This window comes from Micromonospora sp. NPDC049047, assembly GCF_040649135.1.
GTDB lineage: Bacteria > Actinomycetota > Actinomycetes > Mycobacteriales > Micromonosporaceae > Micromonospora.
This window is the reverse complement of sequence record NZ_JBEZEY010000009.1, coordinates 69,117-86,948: the sequence shown is the minus strand read 5'-3', so window position 1 is coordinate 86,948 and position 17,832 is coordinate 69,117. Positions and strand designations below refer to the sequence as shown.

Below are 17,832 nucleotides of genomic sequence, written 5' to 3'. Positions count from 1 at the left end.
CGGGTGACGCGACAGCGACGACGGGCGGGGTCGGCAGCGCGCCACGCGGCGGAGGGGCACGGCCGGTGTCGGCGGCGACGGGTACCGTCGCACGGTGACTCCGTCCCGCACCACCACCGGTTCCGCCACCCCGTCGGCCCGCGCCAAGGGCCGGCGGCGGGGTGCCCGGCCCAGCGGCAGCGAGCTGCTGGCGGCGGCGGTCGGCGCGGTGCCCGGCGGAGCGGAACGCCCCGGCCAACAGCAGATGACCACCGCGATCGAGGAGTGCGTGGCCGGCGGCGAGCATCTGCTGGTGCAGGCGGGCACCGGCACCGGCAAGTCGCTCGCCTACCTCGCACCGGCGCTCACCGTGGACGGCCCGGTGGTGGTCTCCACCGCCACCCTGGCGTTGCAGTCGCAGCTTGTCGACCACGACCTGCCCCGGCTGGCCGACGCGGTCGAACCGCTGCTCGGCCGTCGGCCCACGTTCGCGGTGCTCAAGGGCCGCCACCACTACCTCTGCCTCGCCCGGCTCGACAACTCCACCGAGGAAGAGCCGGAGGACACGCTCTTCGACGCCCCGGCGGCCCGCCCCGGGGGCGGGACGAAGTGGCTCGGTGAGGCGGGCCGGTTGGGCAAGCAGGTCGAGCGGCTGCGCGACTGGGCCGAGCGGACCGCCACCGGCGACCGGGATGAGCTGGACCCGGGCGTCGACGATCAGGCCTGGCGGCTGGTGTCGATGCCGGCCCGGGAGTGCGTCGGGGCGGCCCGCTGCCCGTTCGGGCAGGAGTGCTTCGCCGAGGCGTCCCGGGCGCGCGCCCGGGAGGCCGACATCGTCGTGACAAACCACAGCCTGCTCGCTGTCGACATGCTCGCCGACCGGCACATCGTGCCGCCGCACAAGCTGCTCATCGTCGACGAGGCGCACGAGCTGGCCGACCGGGTCTCCTCCGCCGCCCAGGCGGAGCTGGTGCCGGAGCAGATCGACCGCACCACCCGGCGGGCCCGGACGCTGCTACGGCCGGAGACCGCCGAGGCGCTCACCGCGGCCGGCGACGCCCTCGCGGTCGGGCTGGCCGAGGCGCCGGCCGGGCGACTCACCGCCGGGCTGCCCACACCGTTGCGGGAGGCGTGCACGCTGCTCGACGCGGCGACCCGGGCCGCCCTGGACGCCATCGGCGACATCAAGTCCGACGATCCCGACCCGGTCCGCAAGCAGCAGGCCAAGGCCGCACTTGACGAACTCTCCGGCACCGCGCAGCGACTGCTGGAGGAGGCCGACCACGACGTGGCCTGGGTGGAGAAGAACGACAGCGGCAGCCGCCGAGCCCTGGTGGTCGCGCCGCTGTCGGTGGCCGGCACCCTCGCCACCCACCTGTACGACGAACGCACAGTCGTCGCCACCTCGGCGACCCTGGCGTTGGGCGGCCGGTTCGACACGGTGGCCCGCGCCCTCGGGTTGGACGCACCGCCGCCCGCCCCGCCATCCCCCGCCGCGGCCGCGCTGGCCGCCCGCACCGGCCCGGGCCGCCCGGCCGCCGAGACGCCAGTTCGTCGGCTGGCCGGCGACGCCGCCCCGAACGCCGTCGTACCGAACGCCGTAGTGCCAGCGACCGAAGGCCCCGGCTGGCGGTCCCTCGACGTCGGTTCGCCGTTCGACTACGCCCGGCAGGGCATCCTGTACGTCGCCGCGCACCTGCCCCGCCCCAGCGTCTCCGGGCTGCCCGACGCCGCCGGGGAAGAGCTGCTCGCGCTGGTCGAGGCGCTCGGTGGTCGTACCCTCGGGCTCTTCTCCTCCCGGCGGGCCGCGCAGCAGGCCGCGGAGCTGGTGCGCGCCCGCACCGACCTGCCGGTGCTGTTGCAGGGTGAGGAGGCGCTGCCACTGCTGGTCCGCCGGTTCCGGGAGGAGCGGGCGAGCTGCCTGTTCGGCGTGATGTCGCTCTGGCAGGGCGTGGACGTGCCGGGTGACGCGTGCCAGCTCGTCGTCATCGACCGGCTGCCCTTCCCGCGCCCGGACGAGCCGTTGGCGGCAGCCCGTGCCGCGGCAGTGGACGCGGGCGGTGGTTCCGGCTTCTCCGCGGTCAGCGTGCCGATCGCGGCGGTGCGGCTGGCGCAGGGCGTGGGCCGGCTGATCCGGGCGACCGGCGACCGGGGGGTGGTCGCGGTGCTCGACTCCCGGCTGGAGACGGCTCGTGGCTACGGGCCGTTCCTGCGCCGTTCGCTGCCGCCTTTCTGGTACACGACCCGCCCCGAGGTGGCCCGCGGCGCTCTGCAACGCCTCGCCAAGTCCTGACGCCGCCGGGGCCGGCCGTGCCCGGTCCCGCCCCACTCCGCCCCAGGCGCCCCGCGCACCCAGGCGCCCCGCGCACCCGCGCGCCCCGCGCGCCCCGCGCGCCCCGCGTGCCCGCCCGCCCCGCGCGCCCCGCGTGCCCGCCCGCCCCGCGCGCCCCGGCCGCCCCGCGCGGCGTTTTCCCCGGCCGGCGCCTGCGCTGCGTCGCCAGCCCGCTTGGTCACGCACGAACATGGAAAGAGTGGCCTCCCCGTTACGGGAGGCCACTCTTTCCATGTTGTTGCGCGATCTTGGGGCGCGCGGGGGCGCGCGGGGGCGCGCGGGGGCGCGCGGGGGCGCGCGGGGGCGCGCGGGGGCGCGCGGGCCGGTCAGGGTGCCTGGGAGGCGACGACCACTGCGTCGGGTGGGGTGTCCGGGACCCTGCGGGCGGCGAGCCGGCGGACCGCGGTGTTCAGCACCGCGATCAGCGGCACGGAGACCAGCGCACCGGTGATGCCGGCGAGTACCACCCCGGCGGCGATGCCGATGATCACCGCGAGCGGGTGGAGGGCGACCGCCCGGCCCATGATCAGCGGCTGGAGCACGTGCCCCTCCACCTGCTGCACCCCGATCACCACACCCAGGATGATCAACGCGGTGACCGGGCCGCTGTCGACCAGGGCCACCAGCACCGCCACGCCGCCGGAGAGCGCCGCACCGACGATCGGGATGAACGCCCCGAGGAAGACCAGCGCGGCCAGCGGGAAGGCGAACGGGATGTCGAAGATGACCAGGAAGATGCCGATGCCGACCGCGTCGATGAAGGCCACCAGGACTGTCGCGCGTACGTAGGCGACGAGCGTCTGCCAGGAGGCCCGGCCCGCGTCGTCGACCTTCCACCGGGCGGCCACCGGCAACAGCCGGACCAGGAAGCGCCAGATCCGGTTGCCGTCGCGCAGGAAGAAGAACGTCGCGAAGAGCACAAGCAGCGTGCCGGTCAGCACCTCGGCAAGCGTGGCGGCGGTGCTCAGGGCACCGCTTGTGAAGCGGGAGGTGTTGTTGTTGATCCAGCTCTGCGCCTCGTCGATGTAGCGGTCGAGCTGGGTGTCGGAGAGGTGCAGCGGCCCTGTCTTCAGCCAGTTCTGGATCTGCCGGACGCCCTCCGAGGACTTCTCGCTCAGCTCCGGCACGCCCCGGATGAACTCGTTCACCACGAGCGTCAACGTGCCGATCACCGCGACGAGACCGCCGACAAGCACCACCGCCGTCGCCAGCGACCGGGGCAGGCGAGCCCGCAACAACCAGCCCACCGCCGGCGCGAGCAACGCGGAGAGCAGCAGCGCGATGGCCAGCGGAATGATCACGATCTTGACGGTGCTGACGATCCTGAGCAGCGCCCAGGCCACCACACCGATCACGATCAGCCGCCAGCACCACGCGGCGGCGATCCGCAGCCCGTGCGGGACGTCGGCGTCGTCGCGGCTGGAGGTCGAGCTGTGCAGGTCCACCGGCGGTTCCGCGCCGTAGACCGAGGCGGTCGGCGGCGCGGTCGGCCCCGGCACGGCCGGAGACGCCACCCGGGCCTCGTCCGACACCTCACTCAACTCGTCGCTCGGGGTGCCCTCGTCGACCCACGCCGACTCCTTTCGCGACCGGTAGGCGCGACGGAGTCGGCCGCGTACCCGCTCGAAGCGGCTCAAGCGCACCTCCTGGCAGAAGAAGCCGGCCCGCCCACGGCGGCAGGTCGGACAGCATACGTCCGTTGCCGACACCGTAGGGCAGTTCCGCCACACAATGCCCTCGGCACCACCCGCCTAACCACCGACGGTCCGCCGTCGGCCACACGGTAGCGTCTGCGACGTGACCGCCGACAACGATCTCGACGCCGGCCTGCCGATCCGGCTGCTGCACGACCGTGTGCTGGTGCGCATGGAGGGCGGCGAGGGCGAGCGCCGTTCCACAGCTGGCATCGTCATCCCGGCGACCGCCCAGGTCGGCAAACGCCTCGCCTGGGCCACCGCCGTCGGGGTCGGGCCGAACGTGCGCGCCATCGTCTCCGGCGACCGGGTGCTGTTCGACCCGGACGACCGCTCCGAGGTCGAGCTGCACGGCCGCGGGTACGTGCTGCTGCGGGAGCGCGACGTGCACGCGGTGGCCGCCGAGCGGATCGAGAACGACTCCACCGGCCTCTACCTCTGACGCACCTCCCCCGGCCAACGGGCCGCACCGCGCATCGTTTGCCAGGCCGCACGACGGGAAGCCATCCGGCGACCGTGGCCCTGGGGAGGGACGATGCCGGTATTCGTGAAGAAGCTGTTGACCTGGGGCAGTGTCGCGTTCCTGATCTACTTCATGGCCTTCCGGCCGGACGGTGCGGCGCAGATCTTCAAAGCCATCGGTGGTGCGCTGATGGCGATGTTCCAGGGCTTCGGTGACTTCCTCACCTCGCTGATGACCTGAGGCCGCCGGCCGGGGCAACCCGTCAGGGGCGACCCGGCGGCCACGGCTGCGCCGAGTGCAGGCCGGGCCAGCCGGGCGGGGCGTAGCCCGCCGGCGGCGCCGGGGCCAGCACCACCGGGATCGGCACCACCGGCTCATCCGGGGCGTCCACCGGGCGCTGCGTACCGTCTGGAAAACGCAGGTGGTAGCGGGTGCCGTCCCAGACTCCCGTCGGGGCCTGCGGGTCCCGGCCGGCGAAGAACGACCGGTACCCGCATATCGCGTCAAGCAACTCCCGCTCCTCCCGCGCGGTCCGCTCCTGGTCGGCGGGCTTGCGGTCCAGGCCGCGGAGCGAGCCGTCGCGCAGCAGGGCCAGGCGGGTGGCGGCGGACTGGTAGCCGCGCATCGCCCGCACCCCGGCGTCGCCGGCCACCCGCCGCGCCCAACTGCGGGCCGCGTGCCGCCGGCCGAGGCTGCTCAACGCCGCCACCTCGGGTGGGCTCAGCCAGCCGGCCCGGACGTAGTCGGGCAGGGTCCGCTCGGTGAGCCGCCCCTCCCAGGCGCGCAGCCACACCGCGAAACCCACCATGCCGAAGAAGACAGGCACCATCAGGCCCAGGAAGCCGTACAGCATGATCAACGCCTGGCCGGTGGCCTGGGTGAGCGTGGGCAGCAGGTTCCAGGTGCCGTGCAACATCATCGCCAGCAGCAGGCCGGCGATCGGGGCGAGCACCCGGACCCGACGGTCCGCCGTCCGCGCCGCGATGCCCAACCCCACACCGGTCATCGAGGTGAAAAGCGGATGGGCGAACCCGAACAGCAGGATCCGCAGGATGAAGATCGAGATGACCTGGTTGATGCCGGTCACCGGACCGTACCGGTCGGCGCCGGCCGCGTAGCCCAACCCACCCAGGTAGAGGATGTTCTCCACCATGGCGAAGCCGACCGCGGACAGGCCGCAGTAGACCAGGCCGTCGGTGATCCCGGACCACTGACGCCGACGGAACACCAGCAGCAGGATCGGGCCCAGTGCCTTGGTCAACTCCTCGATGAACGGCGCCACCAGCACGCCGGTGAGCGCGTCGGGCAGCCCCCAGTCGGCGAACCGATTGGCGGCGAAGTCGTTTACCGTGAGCGAGGCGGCGGTGGAGACGAACGCGCCCCAGGCGAAGCAGAAGATGAGGTATTTCAGCGGCTCCGGCTCGTACCGGTCCAGCCAGAGGAAGCAGCCGACAAGCACCGGCACCGGCAGGACGGCGGCGGCAACGCCGATCAGCAGGGCCTGCGCGCCGAGCGACTGGCCGAGCGTGAAGACCATGAACACCGCGCAGGCGGCGATGAGCAGCACCACCCCGGCCAACGCCAGGAACCGCCGCCAGCCCAGCCGACGTCGCGGCATCCGGGGCGCCTCGCCGACGGACGGGGCCGCGGGTGCGGGCGACGACGGCAGGGGCGTACCGGGCGGGATGTCGGCCATGCCGTCAGCGTAGCCATCGGCCGCCGGCTGGTCCGGTCGCATCGGTTGCCGCTATGCTGCCGGCAGGTCACGAGTGCCAGCGTTCAGCCCCGGCTTGCTGGCCGGCAACCCTCGTCGAGTTCGCGGTGGGGTGCCCCGGGTGATGACCGGGCCCAGCCCGATCGGTGTGCTGGGCAAGCGCGGACCCCGTCCCGATGCCGCACCCGGGGTCCCTGACCCCGGAGGTTCCGGCATGCCCGTCACCCTCGTTCCCTCGCTGCCCGCCCTGCCCACTGTCGCGCCCGCGCCGTCAGCGCCGCTGGACGTCCTCGGCGTGCCAGGTGAGATCAACCTGGACTACGCGGCCAGCGCGCCGTGCGCGCGGGCCGCCGCCGACGCGGTGGCCGAGCTACTGCCCTGGTACGCAAGCGTGCATCGCGGCGCGGGCGCGCTGTCGCGGCGCTGCACCCTCGCCTACGAGCGGGCCCGGCAGACGGTCGGCGACTTCTTCGGCGCCCGCGCCGACGATCACGTGATCTTCACCCGCAACACCACAGACGCGCTCAACCTGCTGGCCCGGTCCCTGCCGACCGGCACCACGGTGGTCACCTTCGCCGGCGAGCACCACGCCAACCTGCTGCCCTGGCCGCGCGGCTCGGTACGGCTGCCGGTGCCCGCCGATCCCGCCGGGGCGGTACGCGCCCTCGCCGCCGCCCTCAGCGAGCTGCGCCGGGGCAGCAACCCGGCGCTGCCGGTGCTGGTGGCGGTGACCGGTGCGAGCAACGTGACAGGTGAGCGGTGGCCGGTCGCCGAGCTGGCCCGGGTGGCGCACCGGCACGGTGCCCGGATCGTGCTCGATGCCGCGCAACTCGCCCCGCACGCCCCGGTCGACCTGCTCGCGCTGGACGTCGACTACCTGGCCGTGTCCGGCCACAAGCTGTACGCGCCGTTCGGCACGGGCGTGCTGATCGGCCGGGCGGACTGGCTGGACGCCGCCCCGCCGTACCTGGCGGGTGGGGGTGCCACCAGCCACGTCGGCCCGGCCACCCACGACGTGACCTGGGCGACCGGTCCGGCCCGGCACGAGGGTGGCACCCCGAACCTGCTCGGCGCGGTCGCGCTGGCGGCGGTGTGCGCGGCGCTCGGCGCGGCAGACCGGGTCGCCCTGGCCGACCGGGAGCAGGCGCTGCTGGCACGGCTGCGGACCGGCATCGAGGCCCTGCCACACGTGGTGGAGCTGCGCACCTTCGGCTCGGACGCACCCCGGGTCGGCATCGTCTCGTTCGTGGTCGCCGGCCGGGACTCCGCAGACGTGGCCGCGCGGCTGGCCAGCGGGCACCGGATCGGCGTACGCGACGGGTTGTTCTGCGCCCACCCGCTGGCCCGGCGGCTGCTCGCCGAGGCGGCGGGGCGTACCGGCCGTCGGGACCTGCCGCCCACCGCGCTGCGCGCCAGCATCGGCCTGGGCAGCACGGCGGCGCACGTCGACCGGCTGCTCGCCGCGCTTGCCGAACTGGGCTGAGGGGTCATCCGACGGGCGGGGCGGTAGGGGGTTTCGGCGCCTCGCCCGGCTCGGCCGCCTCACCGATCGGCCGCTCCTGCTCCCCGAAGGCGGTGCGGATCCACCGGTTCGCCTCCTCCTGCTCGATCCCGGAGGCCACCAGCAGGTCGCTGGCGGTGGTCCGGATCTGGGCGACGACCACGCTGCCGGAGAAGCCGACGCCGTCGCCGTACGCCCGACCGGCCTCGCTCACCGCCCGCAGCGACAGTTCCCGGGCCTTCTCCGGCTCCTCGCCGGCGGCGAACTCGTGCTTGAGCAGCCGGACCGACTCTGCGAGGTGGCCGATCGCGGCGGGCATCGGATCCGGCACCGGCTCCTCGTCCTCGATCAGCGTGACGGACCTGCGGATCAGCGTGCCGGTGTTGCGCATCGCCCGGTCGACCGGGTCGGCCGCCTCCGCGTAGTGGATCAGCTCGCTGCGGCGGTGCCAGCGAGCCGGGGAGAGGGTGGCGGTCTCCTTCGCCCCCTCGATCGCCTCGGCCAACGTGGCCAGTTCCTCCTTGTTGTTACGCAGCCGATCCAGGGCACGCTGGACGCTGGCGCGGTCCCGACTGCGTAACCCGTCAGCTGTGGCGTCGAGCTGGGCGGCGAGCAGGTCCAGCGCCGGCCGGGCGGCCCGGTTGATCACCCGGAGCGGGTTCAGCGGCAGCAGCACTGCGGTCACCAGGAGCGCGACACCGCCACCGAGGAAGGCGTCCACGAAGCGCGGGATCTCCAGATTCTGGGTGGACGGGCTCAACGTCACGATCAGCACCGCCGTGGCCGCCGCCTGGATGACGATGGCGACGCTCGCCCCGGCGAAGATCGTGAACAGGATCGCGACAGTGACCACCAGGCCGAGCTGCCAGGCCCCGGTGCCGAGCAGGTAGATCAGGAAGTCACCGATGGCCACTCCGATCCCCACCCCGGCGATCAGCTCGACGGTCCGGCGGAACCGCTGGCCGACCGACGCGGCGAGGGTGCCGACCGCGGAGATCGGCGCGAAGACCGGCTGCGGGTTGCCGAGCACCTTGTGCGAGATCAGGTACGCCAGTCCGGCGGCCAGACCCGCCTGCACGGCCAGTCCACCGGCCATCCGCACCCGGTGCAGCCGGTCGTGCAGGGTGGCCCGGGTGCGATGGCGCAGTTGCTCGGTGGCCTCGGCGATCCGGGCGCCGTCGACGTCCACCAGCCCATCGCGCAGCGCGGCACGTCGCACCACAGGTGGTCGCTTGTCCCGGGCCACGGCCATGGGCGCGACTACCCGGGACAGGCCCGCTGAATCCTTCCGCGTCGCGCGCCGTGGCCGGGATGCGGCAGACTCGGCCGGTGGTCGATCTGCTTGAGCGGTGGCGGGCGGCAGCCCGGGGTGCTGGTGCGAAGCCGGGCACGGGGTGGAGCCGGGCCGGGGAGCGGCTGCTCGACAGGTGGCGGGAGCCGCACCGGCACTACCACACGGTGGCCCACCTGACGGCGGTGCTCGACGTGGTGGACGAGCACGCCGGGCTGGCCGACCGGGCCGATCTGGTCCGGCTGGCGGCCTGGTGGCACGACGCGGTCTACGACCCGCGGACCACGGGGGACGCCAACGAACGGGACAGCGCCGCGCTGGCCGAGAGCGTGCTCACCGGGCTCGGGGTGCCGGTGCCGACGGCGGCCGAGGTGCGCCGGCTGGTGCTGCTCACCGCCGGGCACGTCGTGGATCCGGACGACCGGGACGGCGCCCTGCTCTGCGACGCGGACCTCGCCGTGCTTGCCGCACCCCCGGCGGCGTACGACAGGTACGCGGCGGCGGTCCGACGGGAGTACGCGCACGTGCCGGAGCCGGCCTTCCGGGCGGGACGGGCGGCGGTGCTCGAAGCTCTGCTGGCCCAGCCCGCGCTGTTCCGGCTGCCGCCGTTGGCGGCCCGCTGGGCGGAGTCGGCCCGGGGCAACGTGCGCCGGGAACTGGCCGCGCTCACCGCAGCGGAGCCGCCGACGGAAGCGGGCTGACCAGGTGTTTCGGGCGGCGTAGATCGGCGGCGCGGAGCAACCGGACCAGCTCCCGGCTCGGCACCACCTGAGCGCCGAGCCAGACCGCCGCCGCGAACCGGTCGGCGGGAATGTCGTAGTGGTCCCGGTCGAAGCCGCGCCGGGGTGCGCCGAGTGCCTCGGCGAAGGCGTGCAGCTCGGCGTAGGAGACGTCGCTGATCAGGTGTGACCAGAGCCGGCCGCGCCACGGCCAGGCCGGCCGGTCCAGGTAGAGCATGACGTCCAAGCTATCCCGCGTAGTTGATCATGTTGATGATCGTCGGCCGGCGACCTAGCCTCGGCAGCATGGCCCCCACCACACTCCTGGACGACCTCCGCGCCGCGCTCGGTGCCGCCGCCGTGCTCACCGACCCGGACCTGCTGCGGATGCACCAACGGGACGAGGCCGACCTGTGCGCGGCCGGCACCCCGCTCGTGGTGACCCGCCCGCGCAGCACCGCACAGGTGGTCGCGGTGGTCCGGGCGGCAGCCCGACACGGCGTACCGGTGGTGCCGCAGGGCGCGCGGACCGGGCTGGCCGGCGCGGCGAACGCGGTGGACGGCGCTGTGGTGTTGAGCACCGTGGCGATGGACGAGATCCGGGAGATCGACCCGGTGAGCCGGATCGCGGTGGTCCAGCCGGGGGTGGTCAACGCGACGCTGGCCGGCGCGGTGGCCAAGCAGGGGCTCTGGTACCCACCGGACCCCGGCTCCTGGCAGTCGTCCACGATCGGCGGCAACGTGGCCACCAACGCCGGCGGCATGTGCTGCGTGAAGTACGGGGTGACCACCGAGTACGTGCTCGGTCTGGAGGTGGTGCTCGCCTCCGGTGAGGTGCTGCGTACCGGGCGGCGGACGGCCAAGGGGGTGGCCGGCTACGACCTGACCCGGCTGTTCGTCGGCTCGGAGGGCACCCTCGGGGTGATCACCGAGGTGACCGTGGCGCTGCGGCCCGCCCCGGCCGAGTCACTGACCATGGTGGCGGTCTTCGGATCGACAGCGGCGGCCGGCGCGGCGGTAGCCGAGATCGCGGCCCGCGGGCTCACCCCCAGCCTGTTGGAGTTGTTGGACCAGACCCACCTGCGGGCGATCGAGGCGTACCAGCCGATGGGGTTGCGGACCGACGCGCAGGCCCTGCTGCTGGCCGCCGCGGACACCGGCACCCGGGCCGCCGACGACCTGGCCAGCCTGGCCGAGGTGTGCACGGCGGCCGGTGCCGACGAGGTCTACGCGGCCACCGACGCGGTGGAGGCCGCGGCCCTGTTGCAGGCCCGCCGGCTGGCCCACCCGGCGATGGAGAAGTACGCCGCCGACGCGTACCCGGGTGGCAACGGCGGTCTGGTGATCGACGACGTGGCGGTGCCGCGCGGTTCGCTCGCCGCGCTGCTGGACGGGGTGGCCCGGATCGCCGTGGAGTGTGAGGTGCCGATCGGTGTGGTGGGGCACGCCGGGGACGGCAACATGCACCCGAACATCGTTGTCGACCGGGCCGACCCGGCGAGCGTGCGGCGCGGCCGGCGAGCCTTCGACGAGATCATGCGTCTCGGGCTGGACCTGGGCGGCACGTGCACCGGAGAGCACGGGGTGGGGCTGCTCAAGCGGGACTGGCTGGCCCGGGAGATCGGCCCGGTCGGCGTGCGGGTGCACCAGGCGATCAAGTCGGCACTGGACCCGGCCGGTCTACTCAACCCGGGCAAGGTGCTCTGAGCTGACCCGTCAGCCCTTGACCTCGGCCGGGGTGGCCTGGGTGAGCAGCAGCAGGATCTCCCCGGCGACCGGCGTGCGCTCCTCGCCGGGGCAGTCCTGTGAGGTGATCAGCCCGGTCGAGGTGAGCAGGCTGGACGTGAGCGCGTCGATGCAGGTGGTGCGGTACCGCCGGGCCTGATCGGTCTCGTTTGCCAGCGCCGGGTCGGCGAGCAGCACCTGAAGCCGTTCGGTCAGCTCCGGGGCGAGGGTGCCCCGGGAGGTGACCCCGTCACCGGCGCAGTCGGCGCACTGCCACGCGCCGTCGCGTTCGACGCTCAGGGTGCGCAGCGGGCCGTCGGCGCCGAGCCGCTGGAGCAGGCTGACCTCGCCGGCGGCGACAGTGGTGGGGATCTCCAGTTGCGCGCCGGCGCCCGCCGGCGCGGGCGCCTGGGTCGCCGGAGTGCCCCGTGGCTCCCGGTCGAACAGCGAGCACCCGGCCACCGCACCGATGAGGACGATGGCGAGGACCGGCAATAGCAGACGAGGGTGCGCGCGGCGAAGCACGCGCGGAAACCTACCTCACCGTAGGTAGCGACCGAAACCACCATCCGGGCTGGTATCGATGGTTACCCATTGGTAACGTTACAATTCATCACCTAGCGGACGGGCGTAGCTCAGCCTGATCGTCGCCGCTACCCCGATCGGCCGCGAAACCCCGGACGTCCCGGATGCCGAGCCGGGCCGCGTCCGCCGCGGCGTCGTCCGGCATCAACTGCGACTGTCGCTCCGCCTCCACCCGGGCGCGGTAGTGCTCCACCTCCCGGACCCGGGTGGCCGCGTCCCAGCCGAGCACCGCGCCCATCAACTCGGCGGCGTGCTCCGCCGACTCCAACCCCCGGTGGCTGGTCTCGAACGAGATCCGGGTCCGCCGGGTCAGCACGTCCTCCAGGTGCAACGCACCCTCGGCCCGGGCCGCGTAGGCCACCTCCGCCGCCAGGTATTCCGGCGCACCGGCCAGCGGCGACGCGAGCAACGGATCGGCGTCGATGAGCGCCAACAGGTCCAGGGTGAGGGTGCCGTACCGCTCCAGCAGATGCTCCACCACGCCCACCGGCACACCGTGCCGGCGGGCCAGATCGGCCCGGTCCCGCCACATCGCCGGGTAACCGTCCGCCCCCAGCAGCGGCAGATCGGCCGTCCGCGACGGGCGGGTGCCGCCGAGCCGGCGGGCGGCCCGGTCGACCACGTCGGAGGCCATCACCCGGTACGTCGTGTACTTGCCACCGGCCACCAGCAGCAGCCCGAGCATCGGCTCGAAGACCGCGTGCTCACGGGAGAGCTTCGAGGTCGAGTCGGCCTCGCCGGCCAGCAGCGGTCGCAGCCCGGCGTACACCCCCTCGATGTCGGCGGTGGTCAACGGCCGGTCCAGCACCGTGTTCACCTGCTCCAGCAGGTAGTCGATGTCGCGAGCCGAGGCGGCCGGGTGGGACCGGTCCAGTCGCCAGTCGGTGTCCGTCGTGCCGATGATCCAGTGCCCGCCCCACGGGATGACGAAGAGCACCGACTTCGCCGTACGCAGGATGAGCCCGGTCTCGCCGGTGATCGCCGAGCGGGGCACCACCAGGTGCACCCCCTTGGAGGCGCGCACCCGGATGCCGGGCCGCAGGCCCACGTCGTTGAGCATCCGCGACATGTCGTCGCTCCACACCCCGGTCGCGGCGATGACGGTACGGGCATGCACCTCGAACTCCGCGTCCGGTGAGCCCTCCGGCGCCTCCAGGTCGCGCACGCGCACCCCGGTCACCTCACGCGCCTGCCGGATCAGCCCGACCGCACGCGCACTGCTCACCACAGTGGCACCGAGGCTGGCCGCGGTCCGGGCCAGGGTGACGACCAGTCGGGCGTCGTCGACCTGACCGTCGTAGTAGCGGATCGCCCCAGCCAGGGCGTCGGCCCGCAGGCTCGGAAAGATCCGCCGGGCGCCCTCCCGGGTCAGGTGCCGGTGCAGCGGCATGCCCCGGCCGGGACCGAAGACGCCGGCGAAGGCGTCGTAGGCGGCCACGCCGGCGCCGTAGTACGAGCGGCGGAGGAGCCGGGCCGGCAGATCCCGCAGGCCCCGCCCGGCCGGCAGCGGCACCAGGAACGGCACCGGACGCACCAGGTGCGGCGCGAGTCGGGTGGCCAGCAGCCCTCGCTCGGTGAGCGCCTCGTGGACCAGGTGGAACTCCAACTGCTCCAGGTAGCGCAGGCCACCGTGGATCAGCTTGCTGGACCGGCTGGAGGTGCCCGCGGCGAGATCACGTGCCTCGACCAGGGCGACCTTCAGGCCTCGGGACGCCGCGTCCAGGGCGGCCCCCGCACCGGTCACCCCGCCCCCGATGACCAGTACGTCGAAGCGCTCGGCGCGCAGTCGGCGCAGGTCGGACGCGCGGCGGACCGGCGACAGTTGGCCGGCGACGGAACGGGAGACATTGGGGTCACGCACCCGTCCACGGTAACCCCGCGCCCGCCTGTCGACATTCGTCGCCGCCCCGGGCCGGCACCTACCGCGTTCGCCGCCGCCCCGGCCGGACCAGCCCAGCCACCCCCTTCGATCACCAGTTGCCGGTCCGGATCTGTCCCCCGTGGTCGTAAGGTTCTCGGATGCACAGTCAGCCTGCGCACCCCCCGGTCAGCGACGGTGGTTCCCCGTGGCCGGTGGTCGCGGCCGTGCTTGTCGGCTGCTGGACGGTGGCGGTCACGGTGGCTACCCAGGCCGGCGGCTGGGTGGCCGATCAGGTGCTGTTGGGTTTCGGACGGGACCGGGCCGGCTGGCTCTGGCCCGTGCTCGGGCTGGCCACCGTAGTGCTTGTGGGCACACCCGCGCTGCTGCTGGCCGTGCTGCCCCGGTCGGCGGCGGTCCGGGCCACCGGGCGGGTCTGGCTGCTCGGGGCCCTCGCCCTCGGGGCGCTCACCCTGCTGCGGGTCGTGCCACCTGTGCACCACGAGGCGTACCTCGCCGCGTTGGCCGGCGCGGCGTTGCTCACCGCGCTCGCCGTGCGCCTGTCGGCGCGACGCTCGGCCGCCCAGGACCAGCAGCCCCTCGGACGCCGGCGGGGCGTGCGCCGACCCCGCCCGGTGCCGCTGCTCGCGGTCGCCGCCGGGCTGGCGCTGCTGCTGCCGTGGGCCTGGCTGGGCGCGCTCGGCGGGCTCCTGGAGACCGCGCTCGCAGTGCTGGCGGCCGCGGCGCTCGGGGTGCTGGCCGCGACGCTGCTGGATGCGGCCTTCTGGTCGCGGTTCGCGGTCGGCCGGCCACCCCGGCCGGCTCGGCTGGTGCTGGTCGGTGGCCTGGTCGCCGGGGTGGTGCTGCTGCTGCTCGCGGCCGGCACCGGCCAGTCCGGCGCGCAGTTGCCCGCGCTGCTGACCCTGCCACCTGTGGGCTTCGCCCTGGCCTCGCTCTGGGCGGGGACGTGGCGACCCACCGCCGACCCGGCCGACGCCGGACCCGCCGGGCGAACGGCCACCGGCTGGCTGGTGGGCCTGGCCGCACTCGGCCCGCTGGCCTTCACCGACCCGGAAGAGATCACTCTGCTGCTTGTCGGCACCCGCGACATCCCGTTCTGGGTGGCGGCCGCCGCCGCTGCCGGGCTCGCCGTCGCCGCCCTGGTCGCCATCGGGTACGCGGTGCTGCTCGCCCGGCCGACCGCACGCACCCCGAGCCGCCGGGTCGCGGCGGTGGCAGCCGTGGTGCTGCTTGTGGCGTTCGGCGTGGTCGACCTCGGCCCCGGCCAGCCAGGTCTGTACGGCGAGCGACTGCTCGTGGTGCTGCGCGCCCAGGCCGACCTGTCCGGTCTGCCCGCCGGCCAGCCAGGTCGGGCCGGACGGGACGCCCGCGCGGCGAAGGTCTACAAGCGATTGGTGACGACCGCCGAGCGGAGCCAGGCCGACCTGCTCGCGACGCTTACCCGGTTACGCCTCGACCCGGTGTCGTACTACCTGGTGAACGCGGTCGAGGTGGACGGCGGCCCGGCGGTGCGGGCCTGGCTCGCCCGCCGACCGGAGGTGGCCCGGGTGCTGGTCAGCCAACGCCTGCGACCGCTGCCGGCCCCGGCCGGGCAGACCCGGGGCACGGTGCCCAAGCCCACCGGCCCGGAGTGGAACATCAGCCGGATCGGCGCCGACCGGGTGTGGTCGCAGCTCGGGGTGACCGGCGCCGGCATCGTGGTAGGCAGTTCGGATTCGGGCGTGGACGGCACCCATCCGGCGCTGCGCGCCGGATTCCGTGGCGGAGACGACTCCTGGTACGACCCGTGGGACGGCACCCGCAGCCCGACCGACCAGGGCGGGCACGGCACCCACACGGTGGGCAGCGCGGTCGGGCGGGACGGCATCGGGGTGGCGCCGGACGCGCAGTGGGTGGGCTGCGTCAACCTGGACCGCAACCTCGGCAGCCCCGCGCTCTACCTGGACTGTCTGCAGTTCATGCTGGCGCCCTTCCCGGTTGGTGGTGACCCGTTCACCGACGGTCGTCCGGAGCGGGCCCCGCAGGTGCTCACCAACTCGTGGGGCTGCCCGCCGATCGAAGGCTGCGACCGGGGCATACTCCGACCGGCCACCGCCGCGCTGGAAGCCGCCGGGATCTTCGTGGTCGCCGCCGCCGGTAACACCGGGCCGTGGTGCGCGTCGATCGACGACCCACCGGCGCCGTACCCGGACGTGTTGACAGTGGGCGCGGTGGACGCGCAGGGCCGGGTCGCGGAGTTCTCCTCGCGCGGCCCGGCGCCGGGTGGCCCGGGTAAGCCGGACGTGCTGGCCCCGGGCGTGGGGGTGGTCTCGGCGATGCCGGGCGGCACGTACGCGGCGCTCGACGGCACCTCGATGGCGACCCCACAGGTGGCGGGGGTGGTGGCGCTGATGTGGTCGGCGAACCCGACGCTTGTCGGCGACGTGGACCGCACCCGGCAGATCCTGCGGGACACCGCCACGGCGGCCACCCCGACCTACCGCTCCAGCAACCCGTCCGACGCCTGCGGCGCTCCGTCGAACATCACCGGCGCCGGCCAGGTCGACGCCTACGCCGCCGTTCGCGCCGCCCAGCGTTAGACAAGGGCACGTTGCTGACGCCTCGCGTACCGGAAGGACCCTTTACCGACACCACGGGCGGGAGCGCGGATCAGCAGACGGTGATCTAGGGTCGGCGACCATGGACGCCGAGATCACCGTCACTGAACTGACTCCCGACCTGGCCCCCACCGTGGCGCGACTCTGCGAACAGGCTCTCGACCTGCCCGAGGACGCCGCCGAGGCGGCCCCCATCGTGGACGTGCTCTGGCCCCGGGCTGCCGCTGCGGGCCGGCCGGCGGTGGGGCTTGGCGCGTACCGGGGTGCGGACCTGGTCGGGGTGCTGCTCTGCTCGGTGTCGTCGACCGAACCGGGGATCGGGCACGTGGACCTGGTCGCGGTCCTGCCGGCGCACCGCCGCCGGGGCGTCGGCCGGGCGCTGGTGCGGCGGGCCGAACAGGTGCTGGCCGAGCGCGGGGTGACCGAGGTGCTGCTGGTCGGCAACCCGCCGTACTACGCGTGGCCGGGCATCGACGTTCGCTACACGCCGGCGGTCTGCGCCGCCCGCAGTCTGGGCTACCAGCAGGACCGGACGGCCTGGAACATGACAGCCGACCTGTCCTACGACGGGTCGCCGGCACTGCGGTCCACCGAGGCGGCCGAGCGGCGGCTGGCCGATCAGGGCGTCACCGTACGCCGGGCGGAGCTGGCGGACCTGCCGGCGTTGACCGCGTTCGCCCGGTCCACCTTCGGTGGCACCTGGGACGGCGAGCTGGCCGGGTCGGTGGGGCGGGACACTGCCGGCTGTCACCTGGCGGAGCGGGACGGCGAGGTGCTGGGTTTCGCCGCGTACGGGTCGTCCCGGCCGAGCTGGTTCGGGCCGATGGGCACCGCCCCGGCCGCCGAGGGGTCGGGCATCGGTGGCGTCCTGTTGCGGCGCTGCCTGCGGGACCTGCAGGCGGCGGGGCTGACCCGGGCGGAGATCGGCTGGGTGGGGCCGGTGCCGTTCTACTCCGGCAGCGCGGGTGCCCGGATCGAGCGGGTCTTCTTCCTGTACCGGAAAACGCTGACGCAGGGCTAACCAGGGCAAAAAGGGCATTGATTCATTCGCCCGCGTCGGCCATCGATGCCCCCTACCGTCTTGGTAGAGGAGGCAGCCATGACCACGGATGACGACCAGACCGAGGACGGCCCGCCGATCACCTGGAAACCGGTCGGCGAACTCCCCGGCCAACTGCCGTTCGACAGGCTCGACTACGGCGACGCCGAGCAACTGGCGGAGATGACCACCGACGACGAGTCGGTGGCCGCCGAGGAGCCACGGGAGATGGTGGACGCGCCGATCCAACTGCTTCCGCCGTACAGCCGGGCGCAGAAGCGGCGCAACCAGCGACCACTGCCCACCTGACGACG

General features: G+C 74.1%; 15 protein-coding genes and 1 riboswitch. Of the genes, 9 read left to right on the top strand and 6 right to left on the bottom strand.

Annotation, left to right across the window (positions count from 1 at the left end; translation table 11 throughout):
• Window positions 1–94: 94 nt before the first annotated feature.
• The gene (locus AB0B86_RS16510) at window positions 95–2,272 is read left to right on the top strand and encodes an ATP-dependent DNA helicase (protein WP_357418475.1); all 2,178 of its coding nucleotides are present in this window, start codon (window positions 95–97) and stop codon (window positions 2,270–2,272) included.
• Between the two features lie 365 nt (window positions 2,273–2,637).
• Here AB0B86_RS16510 and AB0B86_RS16505 read toward each other — a convergent pair whose 3' ends face one another.
• The gene (locus AB0B86_RS16505; RefSeq protein WP_357408795.1) at window positions 2,638–3,948 is read right to left on the bottom strand and encodes an AI-2E family transporter; all 1,311 of its coding nucleotides are present in this window, start codon (window positions 3,946–3,948) and stop codon (window positions 2,638–2,640) included.
• A gap of 160 nt (window positions 3,949–4,108) precedes the next feature.
• On the opposite strand from AB0B86_RS16505, the gene AB0B86_RS16500 reads away from it, so the two are divergent.
• Window positions 4,109–4,447: a co-chaperone GroES gene (locus tag AB0B86_RS16500; protein WP_357408793.1), complete on the top strand. Its 339-nt coding sequence runs from the start codon at window positions 4,109–4,111 to the stop codon at window positions 4,445–4,447.
• A 93-nt stretch (window positions 4,448–4,540) separates the two neighbouring features.
• Window positions 4,541–4,708: a hypothetical protein gene (locus tag AB0B86_RS16495; RefSeq protein ID WP_357253742.1), complete on the top strand. Its 168-nt coding sequence runs from the start codon at window positions 4,541–4,543 to the stop codon at window positions 4,706–4,708.
• Between the two features lie 22 nt (window positions 4,709–4,730).
• Here AB0B86_RS16495 and AB0B86_RS16490 read toward each other — a convergent pair whose 3' ends face one another.
• Window positions 4,731–6,206 carry a PrsW family intramembrane metalloprotease gene (locus AB0B86_RS16490; protein ID WP_357408791.1) on the bottom strand — a complete coding sequence of 492 codons (1,476 nt, stop codon included), beginning with the start codon at window positions 6,204–6,206 and terminating at the stop codon, window positions 4,731–4,733.
• Window positions 6,207–6,229: 23 nt separating this feature from the next.
• Window positions 6,230–6,350: riboswitch (SAM riboswitch) on the top strand.
• Window positions 6,351–6,396: 46 nt separating this feature from the next.
• Between AB0B86_RS16490 and AB0B86_RS16485 the strand changes: the two genes are divergently transcribed.
• The gene (locus tag AB0B86_RS16485) at window positions 6,397–7,665 is read left to right on the top strand and encodes an aminotransferase class V-fold PLP-dependent enzyme (protein ID WP_357408788.1); all 1,269 of its coding nucleotides are present in this window, start codon (window positions 6,397–6,399) and stop codon (window positions 7,663–7,665) included.
• A 4-nt stretch (window positions 7,666–7,669) separates the two neighbouring features.
• On the opposite strand, the gene AB0B86_RS16480 is transcribed toward AB0B86_RS16485, so the two are convergent.
• Window positions 7,670–8,872, bottom strand: coding sequence for an FUSC family protein (locus AB0B86_RS16480; protein ID WP_357408806.1), 1,203 nt, complete (start codon window positions 8,870–8,872; stop codon window positions 7,670–7,672).
• Between the two features lie 140 nt (window positions 8,873–9,012).
• On the opposite strand from AB0B86_RS16480, the gene AB0B86_RS16475 reads away from it, so the two are divergent.
• On the top strand, window positions 9,013–9,675 hold the full coding sequence (locus AB0B86_RS16475; protein WP_357408786.1) for a metal-dependent phosphohydrolase: 663 nt from the start codon (window positions 9,013–9,015) through the stop codon (window positions 9,673–9,675).
• Here AB0B86_RS16475 and AB0B86_RS16470 read toward each other — a convergent pair.
• Window positions 9,641–9,931, bottom strand: coding sequence for a DUF4031 domain-containing protein (locus AB0B86_RS16470; protein ID WP_357408784.1), 291 nt, complete (start codon window positions 9,929–9,931; stop codon window positions 9,641–9,643). The genes AB0B86_RS16475 and AB0B86_RS16470 overlap by 35 nt on opposite strands.
• A gap of 68 nt (window positions 9,932–9,999) precedes the next feature.
• On the opposite strand from AB0B86_RS16470, the gene AB0B86_RS16465 reads away from it, so the two are divergent.
• On the top strand, window positions 10,000–11,400 hold the full coding sequence (locus AB0B86_RS16465) for an FAD-linked oxidase C-terminal domain-containing protein (RefSeq protein WP_357408782.1): 1,401 nt from the start codon (window positions 10,000–10,002) through the stop codon (window positions 11,398–11,400).
• A gap of 9 nt (window positions 11,401–11,409) precedes the next feature.
• Here AB0B86_RS16465 and AB0B86_RS16460 read toward each other — a convergent pair whose 3' ends face one another.
• Window positions 11,410–11,943, bottom strand: a complete 534-nt coding sequence (locus tag AB0B86_RS16460; protein WP_357418473.1) for a hypothetical protein — start codon at window positions 11,941–11,943, stop codon at window positions 11,410–11,412.
• A gap of 88 nt (window positions 11,944–12,031) precedes the next feature.
• Entirely contained in the window at window positions 12,032–13,864 is a 1,833-nt protein-coding gene (locus tag AB0B86_RS16455) for a glycerol-3-phosphate dehydrogenase/oxidase (protein ID WP_357408778.1), read from the bottom strand.
• A 158-nt stretch (window positions 13,865–14,022) separates the two neighbouring features.
• On the opposite strand from AB0B86_RS16455, the gene AB0B86_RS16450 reads away from it, so the two are divergent.
• From AB0B86_RS16450 to AB0B86_RS16440, 3 genes are all read left to right on the top strand, one after another.
• Window positions 14,023–16,461, top strand: coding sequence for a S8 family serine peptidase (locus AB0B86_RS16450; protein ID WP_357408776.1), 2,439 nt, complete (start codon window positions 14,023–14,025; stop codon window positions 16,459–16,461).
• Window positions 16,462–16,561: 100 nt separating this feature from the next.
• Window positions 16,562–17,500, top strand: coding sequence for a GNAT family N-acetyltransferase (locus tag AB0B86_RS16445; RefSeq protein ID WP_357408774.1), 939 nt, complete (start codon window positions 16,562–16,564; stop codon window positions 17,498–17,500).
• Between the two features lie 78 nt (window positions 17,501–17,578).
• Complete coding sequence (locus tag AB0B86_RS16440) at window positions 17,579–17,827, top strand: hypothetical protein (protein WP_357408772.1); 249 nt, start codon at window positions 17,579–17,581, stop codon at window positions 17,825–17,827.
• Window positions 17,828–17,832: the final 5 nt, after the last annotated feature.